The 13,110-nt window shown below is 39.1% G+C and carries 7 protein-coding genes; 5 read left to right on the forward strand and 2 right to left on the reverse strand.

Annotation, left to right across the window (positions count from 1 at the left end):
- Positions 1 to 4: 4 nt before the first annotated feature.
- The gene (locus HCZ11_RS02025; RefSeq protein WP_175580342.1) at positions 5 to 2,791 is read left to right on the forward strand and encodes a response regulator; all 2,787 of its coding nucleotides are present in this window, start codon (positions 5 to 7) and stop codon (positions 2,789 to 2,791) included.
- Here HCZ11_RS02025 and HCZ11_RS02030 read toward each other — a convergent pair.
- Complete coding sequence (locus HCZ11_RS02030) at positions 2,766 to 7,214, reverse strand: EAL domain-containing protein (RefSeq protein WP_167657494.1); 4,449 nt, start codon at positions 7,212 to 7,214, stop codon at positions 2,766 to 2,768. The genes HCZ11_RS02025 and HCZ11_RS02030 overlap by 26 nt on opposite strands.
- A gap of 253 nt (positions 7,215 to 7,467) precedes the next feature.
- Here HCZ11_RS02030 and HCZ11_RS02035 point away from each other — a divergent pair, with 253 nt between their 5' ends.
- The 3 genes from HCZ11_RS02035 (at position 7,468) to HCZ11_RS02045 (ending at position 10,064) form a co-directional block, all read left to right on the forward strand.
- Positions 7,468 to 8,022: an isochorismatase family protein gene (locus tag HCZ11_RS02035; RefSeq protein WP_175580343.1), complete on the forward strand. Its 555-nt coding sequence runs from the start codon at positions 7,468 to 7,470 to the stop codon at positions 8,020 to 8,022.
- 76 nt (positions 8,023 to 8,098) lie between these two features.
- Positions 8,099 to 9,565 carry a methyl-accepting chemotaxis protein gene (locus HCZ11_RS02040; protein WP_167657496.1) on the forward strand — a complete coding sequence of 489 codons (1,467 nt, stop codon included), beginning with the start codon at positions 8,099 to 8,101 and terminating at the stop codon, positions 9,563 to 9,565.
- 13 nt (positions 9,566 to 9,578) lie between these two features.
- Complete coding sequence (locus HCZ11_RS02045) at positions 9,579 to 10,064, forward strand: DUF6436 domain-containing protein (RefSeq protein WP_130052742.1); 486 nt, start codon at positions 9,579 to 9,581, stop codon at positions 10,062 to 10,064.
- Between the two features lie 53 nt (positions 10,065 to 10,117).
- Here the strand turns inward: HCZ11_RS02045 and HCZ11_RS02050 are convergent, their stop codons facing one another.
- On the reverse strand, positions 10,118 to 12,397 hold the full coding sequence (locus HCZ11_RS02050) for a CHRD domain-containing protein (RefSeq protein WP_167657497.1): 2,280 nt from the start codon (positions 12,395 to 12,397) through the stop codon (positions 10,118 to 10,120).
- 295 nt (positions 12,398 to 12,692) lie between these two features.
- Between HCZ11_RS02050 and HCZ11_RS02055 the strand changes: the two genes are divergently transcribed.
- Positions 12,693 to 13,109 (forward strand): hypothetical protein, encoded by a 417-nt coding sequence (locus HCZ11_RS02055; RefSeq protein ID WP_167657498.1) that lies wholly within the window; start codon positions 12,693 to 12,695, stop codon positions 13,107 to 13,109.
- Position 13,110: the final 1 nt, after the last annotated feature.

Below are 13,110 nucleotides of genomic sequence, written 5' to 3' on the forward strand. Positions count from 1 at the left end.
TTTTTTGCTTCAAAATAAGTCTTCATATTTTAACTTTTTAGCTGCACTACTGCTTGGTTGTATTGCTGGAGTTGTTAATTTACTGCCAATTTGGTTTCTAGATAGCTCAGAATTTATTCTTGGCCAGTTTTTTGTGATCTTAAGCTTACTGCTGCTTGGCTGGCGGTTTGCAATAATCACTTTCATTTTAAGTACAGGGTTTATTTTTTACCGTTGGGGGCATGCGTGGCCTTCCATTGTATTTGCCTTAGAACTGATATGTTTGCAGTTGTTTTGCTTATCAAAATCGCGCCCAGTTTTTTTAAGAGGCATGCTGTTTTGGTTTGTGATTGGTCTGCCGCTACTTTGGAGCTTTGGGCATTTCTTTTTAGGTTTACCAATCTTAACTATTGCCATTGCGCTTGCTAAATACTGTTTAAATGCGGCTATCTACTTATCTGTTATTGATTTATTGAGCTTCTTTTTTAGCCGCTATTCATGGCACAAACACTATTCGTCTTTATACAAAATTCTTAACTATGTTGTGACCTTATTGGTAGTGTTGGTGGTTATTTTAACCTCAATAGTACTAACCAATAACCATTATTCACGTATTGAGTACGAGATAAATGAGCAGTTAAAAGAGAAAGCGAAGGAAATTGCACGGATGATTGATGCTCACCTCGATCATCATAAAAAAGGCTTGGTATTAACGGCTCGAAGTATTGCCAATGGTGTTCCTCGGCAGATTGCGCTTGAAAATATGGCTAACTTGTATCCTGACTTTCGAACGCAGATCATTGCTGATGCACTGGCCAATGTTACTCATTTTTACCCACAATCGTTAGCGATTAGTTTGCAGCAATCAAACATACGCCCCAATGTGGCTGATCGTGACTATTTTATAAATGCACCGAATAATAAACTTGGTTATATCTCAACAATTTTTAAAGGCCGTGGCTTTGGCTCTTTACCGATTGTTGCAGTATCAGCTCCGATTTATATTGAAGACACCTTTACAGGGGTTGTTGAAGGCTCACTGATGTTTGATTATTTTGCAGGCCTCAGACCAAGCCTATTTAGTTACCAGGGGGAGCTATTGATTTTAGATCCCACCAATAAAGTAGTATTTAGCACCCTGGATGATTTTAGAGAGTTACAACAATTAACTGACGATGAGATAGACTCGTTTGCTGATGAAGCGCGTTTTAAAATGTTTGATGCGGAAGATGAGCAACAGTATTACGCTAGGGAAGCTCGCTCTACTGAACATAATTGGATTGTGATGACCATGCTTAATCGCAAACACGCAAATAATGTTGCTGTGAGTGCATGGGGTCAGTCTTTAGTAATGGTTTTGTTCATTATTTTATTAACTAGTGTGTTTATCACTCAGTTAAGCCGCTGGTTAATTGCTCCAATTGAAAAGCTGGCTGAACAAATCGATAAATTTGAACCTGAACGTGCAATCACTGATACTGACTTACCAGAAACCTGGCTCGAGGTAAGTCGTTTGCAGTCTCAGTTTTCGAGTTTAGCAAACAAGCTTGTTCTTAATTTTAATCGCTTACATCAAGCGAACCATGAAAACGAATTATTAAATAATAAATTGACAGATTTTAATTCTCAGCTCGAGCAGCAGGTTAATGATAAAACAAACGAATTAGTCGAAGCTGTGCGTTTAGCGAATCAGGCTAACCGCACAAAATCTCAGTTTTTAGCAAATATGAGTCACGAAATTCGTACCCCACTAAATGGTATTTTGGGGATGACTCAACTATTGTTAGAAAATCCTAATCTGCCAGAAAGTGAGCGCGATGAGCTGGCAATGATACACCAAAGTGCAAATAACTTATTGTTGATTTTAAACGATATTTTAGATTTCTCTAAAATTGAAGCTGGTGCACTTAAACTTGAAAATCGCGCTGTTGAGGTTAAATCGTTACTTGCTCAGTTAGCTAAAATCTTTAGCACTACCAGCGTTAAGCCAGGGGTTCAATTTAACCTTAGTATTGCGGATGATATCCCTGATTATATCCGTTTAGATCCACTCAGATTTAGCCAAGTCGTCAACAATATCTTGAGTAACGCTGGCAAATTTACTGAGTTAGGTGAAATAAACATGCACTGCCAAATGGCAAATAATGCACTAGAAATAAAAATTCGCGATACAGGTATAGGTATTTCAGCGGATCAACAAGTAAAATTATTTACTGAATTTACCCAAGCCGATATATCCACCACCCGTAAATATGGAGGTACTGGGTTAGGACTAACCATTAGTAAGCGCATTATTGAGCTTATGGATGGAGAACTCTCTTTAGTGAGTCATGAAGGTGAGGGAAGTGAATTCACTATTGTCGTGCCTGTGACTGAAAGTGGTGCAGAGGAAAAGGCAGAGCAAAGTATAGACAAGCCAATTCTAAGTGGCATTAACGTATTAATTGTTGAAGATAACCCCGTAAATCAAATTGTGCTGGAAAAGATGATGCAGGACACCCAGTGTACTATTAAAAAGGCCAATGATGGTTTAGAGGCCCTTAAAGAGCTTAAAACCTTTACAGCAGACATTATTTTGATGGACTGCCAAATGCCGCACATGGATGGCTATCAATGTACACACGAAATCAAACAAAACCCTGCGCTTTATGGCGAAGCAATCATTATCGCTATTACGGCGAACGCCTTTGAAGATGATCAGAAACGTTGCCTTATGGCGGGCATGGATGACTTTATCTCTAAACCAATTAACAAAGATGAGCTATACCGATGCCTAAATAAATGGCTTAAAGCGCGTTTAGTCGATCAATAACTGCCTGAATCGTGCTTTCTGCTATTAGGTCATCGGCCAACATGGGTTTGGCAAAATAATAACCTTGTAAATCTTCGCAGCCCATTTCGGTTAAGAAGCTGATTTGCTCACTGGTCTCAACCCCTTCAGCTATACAATATAAACCTAAATTTGATGACAGCGCATGAATGGTTTTAATAATTGATTCATTACTCTTATCTTGGCCGATATTGCGCACAAAGCTTTGATCAATTTTGATCACATCAATCGGGAATTGGCTAAGGTATGTCAGTGACGAGTAACCTGTACCAAAGTCATCAAGTAATAGTTTGAAACCAGCATTTTTAAGTTTTTGCAGTTGCTTTGATGCTTTCTCTTTATCTTCTAAAAGCGTGTTTTCTGTAATTTCAAGGCGCAGCTGAACAGGTTTAACCATATGATTATTTAAAATCAGTAGTAAGCGCTCAGTTAAGTTCGATTTTAAAATATGCGTTGGCGACAGGTTTAATGACAAATAAAACTGTGGATTAGCACGAAGCATAGGCATCAGCTCAGTTAGTGCTCTATCAAGTGCTTGCTCAGTCAGCGCATCAATTAAGCCAATCTCCTCGGCAATAGGGATAAACTCGGCGGGTGATACAAAACCTTGCTCGTTTTTCCAGCGCATTAAAAGCTCTACACCGTTTATTTTTTTAGTTTTGGCATTAACGATAGGTTGATAATTATTAAATAACTCATCATCTTTAAAGGCATCTTTTAAGGCATTTTCAAGTAATAGCTTTTTGGTTAGCTGGTTATTCATTTGCTCCGTGAAATATTTAAAATTGTTCCGGCCAGATTGCTTTGCGTGCATCATGGCTATATCAGAATTTTTAATTAAATCATCTGCAGTTTTTGCATCAAATGGGTAAAGAGCCACACCAACACTTGCAGAAATATTAATTGAAAAATCGTCGATAATGACTTTGCTTGCTAGCTCGTCAGTTAACTTTTTAACCAGCTCACTGAGAGTTTGTGGCGAATGTAAGTCTTTAATAAGGACTAAGAATTCATCACCACTTTGGCGGCCTATAACCGCGTTTTCGGGTAAGATCAGGCTTACTCTTTGTGTTATATCACACAGTAATTGGTCGCCTACAGCATGACCGAATGAGTCATTAACCGGTTTGAATTTATCTAAATCTATAAACAGCAATGCTGCGAGTTTATTGTGCTTTTTAGCGTTACTTATGCATTGACTAATTTTTGAATGCATCAGAGTTCGATTTGGCAGCCCTGTGAGTGGGTCATAATTCGCTAAATAGCGTAAATCGTCTTCAGCGCGTTTTTGCTCTGTTAAGTCAGAAATAACAATCACATAATAGCTAATTGTGTGGTTTTCTTTGGCCACGGCAGTAACACTTATATGAACGGGATGTGCTGGGCTTTTTAGAGTGCGAATAACAGCTTCTGTTTTCCAGTTCTGTTTTGGTTTAAGTGTTTTTAATACGTTGATATATTCAATATATTTGCTTCGACCAATTGCAGCAATAAAGTCGCTGCTAGTTAGCTCTGCAATATTTTTTGGCGTAGCGAATGCTTCACCAAAGCTGGCATTAGCAGAAAATGGTTTAAGTTGATTGTCTAAAATTAATAACCAGTCATTTATTTGTCCGAACGCTTCTCCGAGCACACTCGCCTGCTGTGCATTAGCGCGCTGTTCAGTAATATTGGTATAGATACCGGTAATTTTTAGAGGACGATTAGTTTCATCAGTTGCAACAATGCGGCCAATATCTTCGTACCAAAGCCAACCCCCATTTTTATGTTTTAACCGGTAAGTAATGTTCCATTGTTCATTATTAGTTTGTTTACAAAAGATTTGCCACTGGTTAGTAACATAATTGTGATCATGTGGGTGAACTAACTTTATAAATTCTTTAAGGTTTATACCATCTTTGTACTCATCATAACCAAGTTCAGCAGAAAAACGTGTCGTTCTTAAAAATTGTTCTGCAAGGTTTATTTCCCAAACGCCACTTTTGGTGCTACTCAAGGCAAGTTCAGTTTGCTGCTGTGATTTTACGACTTCTGCGTGAGCGCGTCCTATCATTTGTTGACGAGCACGATATTGCCAAAAGATGAAAAATAAAATAACTAAGACGATAATAACATAGCTTGTAACGGCAATAGGAGATGACCAAGGTGCATGTGCAACATTAAACCTTAGTTGTCTAGTTGAAGATATTGCATCGTTTAATTCTGTTGACGATGTTACCGATAAAACATAATCACCTGGTGGCAATTTAGTAAAGAAAACTTCGTTGGTCGTTAGCTTGTTGTATTCAAGTGACGTTGGTCCATCAAGGGTCACTTTATACGATGTTTTATCTTTATTAATAGTATCAAAATTAGAAAAGGTAACAGCCAAGCCCATATCTTCAGAAGTGATCTGAAGAGGCGTGTTTACATATTTGTAGGGGTGATAGTTGAGCTCACGCGATAGTAACGACACATTGGTGATTTCGGTATTTATATTGCCAGCCTCAACAGGGGATGATAAAAAGTCCTCCGGTGAAAGTAAAAGTACGCCACGTGTTGTGCCAAATGCAAGTTGTCCATTATGTAATGTAGTGTCGGAATCAATGTTAAATTCATTTACGGTTAAACCATCACGAATAAAATAACTGTCAAGTTCTAAAGAGCTTAAATCAAGTCGGTAAAGGCCATTTTGTGTACCCAGCCATAAAAAGCCAAAACGATCTATTTGCAATCCAAAAACAGATTTAGCTTTCAACCCTGATTGCATATTAATGCGATGTTTAACCTCATAAGTTTTAGAATCAATGCCGATAAGCCCTTCATCTGATGAACCAAGCCAAAGAGTGTTATTATAATCTATCACCCAGTCATCAATAGTATAGAACGCTAATGGGTTATAGTTTTCTGTTTGGTATATAAGTGTCAACTTTTCAGTCTGCTCATTGTAGCGATACAACTTGCCCGACATACTGAGTACATACTCGTCGGGGTAATCGGGAAGTGGCTTTAAAAAACCATGAGCATTAACTATGTCGACTTGTTCTTTTAACCCTTTAATTGTGACAAGTTCACCTGTTTTTCCGTTATATTTATAAAAGTTTTGTTCATCCAAAAATGCAAATTGATCATTGCCCATTGCACTAAAGCCCCAGTTAGGGCCGTATTCTATAAGGTGTATGGTTTCTGCATTGCCTTTTAAGGGCGCTAATTTGCCAGTTTGTTTATCAAAAAGTACAAGGCCAATATATTTCATTAGCCATAAATAGCGGTCACTATCGTCAATATTTGCTTCAGCAATACCATAAATACCGTGTTGGCCGTGAAATGCTTTCTCATCGTTGCTCACTAAGAATGGTGTAATCTTTTTAGTTGGCTGGTTGTACTTCATTAGGCCATTATCAGTGCCAATCCAAATCGTATTTTTTTGATCTTGTAATACCGTCCAGATATTATTATTGAAGCTAGCTTGGTTGTTTTTTAATTCAATATGCTTGAAACGCCTTGCCAGTGTTGACCATGTAAATACCCCTTGAGAGCGCGATGCAAGCCAAAGCAGCCCAGTTTTATCAACCATCACATCTTGGATTGTATTGTCAGTCATTAAGTACTTACTCTGTTCAAAGTTTAAGATAAACTCAATAGACATAGTTTCGCGATTAAATTCGAACAAGCCTTTTTCAGTGACGATATACTCACCGAACGAGCTAACAGAATAGTCCCAAATATTTAAGTTAGGGATTAATAGTTTTACCTTATCAAACGTCAAACGATTGGCCTTTAGTGGGATATTGAACATTCCCTCTACTGTGCCTACAAGTAAGCCGAGCTCAGTATCGACCTTTAAAAATTTAACGTTTTTATTATCTTCTGTGGTATGTGTTTTATCTGTCAGTGGAATATGCGAGATATGTTCATCAGCAAGATTTTTTGAAAAAAGCCCATCCGAAGTGCCTATATATAAAAAGTTGTCGTGTAAGGTGAGAGCTCGCACGATATGCTCTTCCTTATTGATTGAAAATTCATGCAAAAACTTTTTAGATAGTTTGTTGTATGAATAAACATGCTGAGCAATTGCGAAGTAAAAAAAGTTGTCATCTTCAGTAACAGCTAAAATGGGCGAGAAGAAAACATCTTCTGGATCGAGTTTGCCAGAGTAAATTTTTTCAACTTTCAGGGTTTTAGGATCAATAAAAAAAGCACCTGAGAATTCGGTACTGACAAAAATGTTTCCGTCTTCAGTTTTGTGCATTGCGGTAATTTGCCGCTGATCAAGAATGAACTCTCCAGCAAAAGGCGATACCTGATAACCATCGTATCGATTTAACCCTTGGTAGGTGCCTATCCAAATGAAGCCTAAATCATCTTGTATAATTTTAGTTACACTGCCTTGTGTAAGGCCTTCATCAGTCGAAATTCGCTGCATTTGCAAAGCGTAATTTTGCGCAAACACAGTTGAAGTTAGCGTGAAGAAAAGCAGACTGAGAATCAAAAGAAAAAGTTTAGGCACTGACTGATTAACCCTAAATTATTATTTACGCATAATTTTTAACAAAATATAGCACAATTATGACCGTAAATAACGGTTCTGAAAAGTTAAATTAGTAATAAGGTCTACTTGGTATTGAAATTAAAACCTATGCTATAACTAGTTCAATTGTTATTTATCAGAGAAAGTGATGCGCCATTCATTTATAAGTCAAAAAAATCATGCTTTGTTATTGATTATTGACCTACAAGCAGGGCTTGAGCCGGTTATAAACGATTTTAATCAAGCTGTTAATTACACAGAAAAGTTGATTAAAGCAGCTAAGGCATTAGATATTCCCTATTTATTTACCGAACAAAATCCAACCAAGTTAGGTAAAAGTAGTGAACAGCTTTTACCCTTTATAAATGACAACAATTGCTATCACAAAATACATTTTAGCGCATGCCAAGAAGCGCAATTTAACAATCAATTGGCTGGCTTTAACCGTAAACAAGTGGTGGTAACGGGTACGGAGTCACATGTTTGTGTACTGCAAACTTGTTTAGACTTAATTGCCAATGGTTATCAAGTGTTTGTAGTGGAAGATGCCATCGCATCACGTAATGAAAAACATAAAGAGCTGGCGATTAAGCAACTATTGGCAGCAGGTGCTATTATTACATGTACAGAAAGTGTGATATTTCAATGGCTAGAAAAAGCAGGGACAGATCAATTTAGAGCACTATTGCAATTAATAAAGTGAACCATGATTCGCATCAAACCGTATTGGCTCGATTAATTGTGTTTTTGTAAATTATCTAATAATTAAGGCTTTATCTATGACGAGCGTGCGCCGCCTTTTTACTTATTTGTTCCTTCTCTTATTTATTGAGTCTTTGGTTTTAGGCTTCATCTATTCGACTTTGATAACGGGTGTGATAACCGGTTTATTACTGCTGTCTTTACCGCTTTGGATGCTCCATAAATACCCAACGAGCAAATTAACAGCCCATGTTGTTGCTGCCGGTTGCATGATGTTTTCGTTTTTACACATCCAACAAAGCTACGGCCTCATTGAAGTTCACTTTGAAATTTTTATTTTAATGGCCGTATTGATCATGTTTGTTGAATGGCGAGTGTTCATTACAGCACTTACTTTTGTGGCCGTTCACCATTTGAGCTTTTACTTTTTACAGATAAACGAAGTCGGTTTATACGTTTTTGACCCAGACAGATTGTATTTTAGCACCGTACTTATTCATGCCGTATATGCCATTGTTGAAGCAATTGTAGCGGGTTACATTGCTAAAACCCTCCATCTTGAACGCAGTTCAGGCTTATCGTTAAGTACAACGACAGAGCAGATAATGGCCGACGAAAACAGCATTAATATTAGTTTAAGAGCGGATGATAGACATAGTGAAGCTGTGGCGGGTTTTAACCGCTTACTGGGTTTTGTATCCACTGTGATAGGTGATGTTCAAAGTCAAAGTAGTGTTTTAAAAAATCAGTCTAAACAATTACTTGAAGTACATGACGAATTACATGAGCAAGCTGTTAAGCGTGAGCAGTTATCGACGGATATAGCGCAGTCGGGTGAACGAGTTTCTGAAGGCTTTGCTCATGTTGAACATGAAAGTAATGAGCTGCAAACACAGTTTGAGCAGCTCCATTTAAGTGCAACAGAAGCACTAAATGAAGTAGCGAATACAGACAGTAAAACAGCTGAACTTGCCAATAACCTTCAAGAAGCAGACCAAAACATTAGCCAACTTGTAAGTGCATGTTCGCATATCTCTGAATTACTTAATGAGATTTCGTCAATTGCTGAGCAAACGAATTTACTTGCGCTAAACGCCGCAATTGAAGCTGCTCGAGCTGGTGAGCAAGGCCGTGGCTTTGCGGTTGTTGCTGATGAAGTAAGAAATTTGGCAACACGAAGTAAAAATACTACAGATAAAATAACCAATACACTCGAAAGCTTGATGCAAAATAGCGCATCATCAACCAAGTCGATGCAAGGTAGTGTCGCACTTATCGAACAGTTATCAGCAATTAGCTCACAGATGAAGCTGCAAATTACAGAGATGACAGAGCAGGTTAATGTTGCCGCAAGTAGTTCACAATCGGTTGCACATGTAGTGCAAAATCAAGCGGGGAATACACGTGCCATTGCCGAGAATTCACAAGCCTTAATTGCTAACCAAGCCAACGACAACCTGATGATTGAAAAACTCACCGATCGCGTCCAGTTAATTGATGTAAGTATCGATGTGCTGGAGCAAGGTATTGCTAAATTCAAATAGTAAATGGGTAATAGTGGCAACCCTGGTTTGGGTTGCCTCTGTGGCATTGGCCTTGGTGTTTGCTTACTCTCAACAAGCTAGCACCTTTGATCCAGATAAAAAGCTAGCCACAGCCAACTGGCTACCTGCTTTTCAACAAAGAATGGGGCTTGGCATCACCAATACAGATACCTTGTACATTATTGATGAAAATACCTGTGTATGCTCAACGCGTTCACAACCGCACATAACAAGCCTTAGCAGCTATGCAGCAGAACAAGGTGTTAAAGTAATAAAACTTAAACCAACATCTGCGGTTGCTGAAATTTTACCCGCTCAACCTGCCGCAGTACTTGTTTCAGAAAATCAACAGCTTGTATATGCAGGGCCATTATCAAAAGGACTCGCGTGTTCAAGTCAGAATGGCTTTGTTGAGTTAGTAATCGCAAACTTACGAGCAGGTTTTAATAGTCGGTTTATTAATTCAGATGCTGAGGGGTGTTATTGTAAAATTAATTGAGCTAGAAAGGTAAGTTAAAGAGGCCAAGTATTTTGGCCTCTGACTCTATAAAATTATTGAATTTGGCCGCGTATCTCACCGTTTGGGTTGGCAGGCGTATGGACATTTACATAATGACCGCCTGAAGCTAAAACTGAGAAAATCTCAGCATTGATCATTAAGCCAGTGCTACTCATCCAGCGATTCATATCATCACTGTCTTGAACAAGAGGAGCTAACACAGGGCCATTTTCACCTGCTACGCCGGTATGAATATGGGCTGCACTTGCATCGCTTACACCCGATGTAAGTACTTGCAGCTCAACGCTATAATCGTTTGTATTAACAAGTGCATAACCATCGCCAGATGCATCTGTTGTAACCGCTGGTACTTCTTGTTCACCACTTAACGGGAAGGTTACAAACACATAGTTATCAGTAAGGATTTGACCGCGTAGTTCACCACTTGGGTTAGCAGGAGTATGCACATTTACGTAGTGGCCACCTGATGCAAGTACTGCAAAAATATCTGCATTAATCATGGTGTTTTCAGGTGTTTGCCATAGATTCATGTTATCGCTTGATTGTTCTAACGCGGCAAGTACGTCGCCATTGGTGCCTATACGACCTGTATGAATGTGCGCTGCAGTTGCATCACTCACACCCTCGGTTAAAGCTCTTAATTCTAGATGGTAATTATCCATATTAACTAATGCATAACCACTTCCTGATGCCATGGTATCGACCGCAGGTACTTCTTGCATACCACTAAGTGGGAAAGTAACAAGCTGATAGTTGTCTGTTAGTATCTGACCTCTAATTTCGCCACCAGTGTTAGCAGGTGTATGCACGTTAACGTAATGACCACCTGATGCAAGTACCTCAAAGATCTCAGCGTTGATCATGGTATTTGCTGGTGTCATCCACATGCCTGCGTTAGTTGTTGACTGCTCAAGTGCAACGAGCACATCGCCATTTGTGCCAATTCGGCCAGTGTGAATGTGCGCTCCTGTCGCGTCATCAACACCCATTGTGTTTACCACAAGTTCTAAAGCATAGTTATCCATGTTAATTAATGCATAACCTTCACCGCTTGCATCAGTTTCGACAGCAGGAACTTCTTGCTCGCCGCTTAGTTTAAAGCTCGTAAAGCCATAGTTACTAGTTAGGATTTGCCCGCGAAGCTCGCCGCCAGCATTATCAGGTGTATGAACATTGACATAGTGACCGCCAGAAGCAAGCACTGCAAAAATATCAGCATTGATTTGTGTATTACTTGGTGTCATCCAGACATTGCTATCATCCATTGATTGTTCAAGCGCCACTAATACATCGCCATTAGTCCCGATACGACCTGTGTGAATATGCGCAGCGCTCGCATCGTCCAAGCCTGACGTTACAACAGTAAGCTCTACGCTGTAGTCAGTAGTATCAACTAGGGCATAACCATCACCATCAGCCATGGTGCTCACCATGGGTACTTCTTGATTACCACTCAAGTCAAAGGTCGCAACTGCGTAGTTGTCTGTTAATATTTGGCCGCGAATTTCGCCACCGGTAAATTCCGGTGTGTGAACGTTAACATAGTGACCGCCGTCTAAAAGTACTGCCAGAGTGTCGCTGTCTATCATGGTGCCTTCTGGCACTACCCAGTCGGTCATTACTTCATCGTCTTGCTCTAAAGTCACGAATACATCACCATTTGAGCCTAATTTGCCGGTGTGGATGTGAGCAGCTGTTGCGTCATCAACACCCATTGTCACTGCGCGAAGTCGTAATTCTGTTGTGGCACTGTCATAAGATGCGTAGCCATAACCCATAGCATCACTGTCATTCATAGGAACTTGCTGATCGCCGTTTAAAACAAACGTGATGATGCTGGTTGTATCTGGCACAATTTGCGCACGAAGCTCACCGTTTGCATACTGTTCAGTATGAAGGTTAATGTACCAATCACCATCCATTAAATCAGCGATTAAACTTTCATCAAGGTCGGTGATTGCGACTTCATACATACCATCGGTAGTGGCTTCAAATGCAAAAGCAACATCGCCATTAGCGCCTAAATCGCCGTCGTGTATGTGTGCTGCGCTAAAACCTTCGACTGAGCTTGCATCAAGCGTTGCACGAAATTGCATTAAACTTTCGTCAAGCTCTACTGTTGCAGTCGCTGTTTGCATTGAGTCATTCATTGGCACTTCTTGTTTGCCACTTAAAGTTACAGCATAGGTTTTACTTGGAGTGAATTCTTGAACTGGAGGAGGTGGCGGTGGTGTGATGACTTCTTTGTTATCATCGTCATCGCTACAAGCAGTTACCAGGAGTAGGCTGCTTAATAAGAGTATGTATTTCATCGTTCTTCCTTATATCTTTGTATGTTCGGACGTTACGACGTGTCCATTTCAATAAGGCTTACGGAAGATGTTTAAAATGCGATCAAAAAAGGTTGCATAAAAGTTAATTTTTAATTCTTTAGTATTGGTTTTTGGTGAAATTAAGAATTTAAACTTTTTAGCAATTATTTGAAAATGAATATTTCTAGCAGTTTGAATTAGAGATGTTTGGCTTGTTAATGGGTACGAATTATGCATTAGATTTCTTTTCGAAAATTTCTTTGTTAAACGCCAATAAATAAACGATAGGAAAACTATGCAGCTAACTTCGTACACATCCTCATTTCTAAAAGAGCCATTATTAGATCAGCAAAATAAAAATGAGCTAAACCCAGCAAGTGAAAAAGCAACAAACCTTCAAGGCTCAAAACGTCAAGAAACTGATGTCGATTCTGATCCTGAAGTAGAGACTAAATCGAAAACATCACAAACACAACAAGAGCTAGTAGCTAAAATAAAGGAGTTACAAAATAAGATTAATAGTTTAAAAAGTAACGAAGAGCTAGCTCCAGAACAACGAGAAAGTGAGTTACTAGAGCTTAATAAACAACTTGATGAAGAAATAAATACAGTCCAGCTTGCCGTAAAAAGTAATGTTTCTACGATGATAAACTCTTTGTTTGCTCCTACTTCTAGTAATCACTCTGGTATGCTGTTTAACAATAAAGCGTAAG

This window comes from Pseudoalteromonas sp. HF66 (assembly GCF_011806445.1).
In the GTDB taxonomy this organism is placed as follows: domain Bacteria; phylum Pseudomonadota; class Gammaproteobacteria; order Enterobacterales; family Alteromonadaceae; genus Pseudoalteromonas; species Pseudoalteromonas apostichopi.

Excerpts from the sequence above, each read along its gene's own strand:
- HCZ11_RS02030 (WP_167657494.1), bottom strand. The coding sequence starts at position 7,214 with ATGCAGCGAATTTCGACTGATGAAGGCCTTACACAAGGCAGTGTAACT.
- HCZ11_RS02035 (WP_175580343.1), top strand. The coding sequence starts at position 7,468 with ATGCGCCATTCATTTATAAGTCAAAAAAATCATGCTTTGTTATTGATT.
- HCZ11_RS02040 (WP_167657496.1), top strand. The coding sequence starts at position 8,099 with ATGACGAGCGTGCGCCGCCTTTTTACTTATTTGTTCCTTCTCTTATTT.
- HCZ11_RS02050 (WP_167657497.1), bottom strand. The coding sequence starts at position 12,397 with ATGAAATACATACTCTTATTAAGCAGCCTACTCCTGGTAACTGCTTGT.
- HCZ11_RS02055 (WP_167657498.1), top strand. The coding sequence starts at position 12,693 with ATGCAGCTAACTTCGTACACATCCTCATTTCTAAAAGAGCCATTATTA.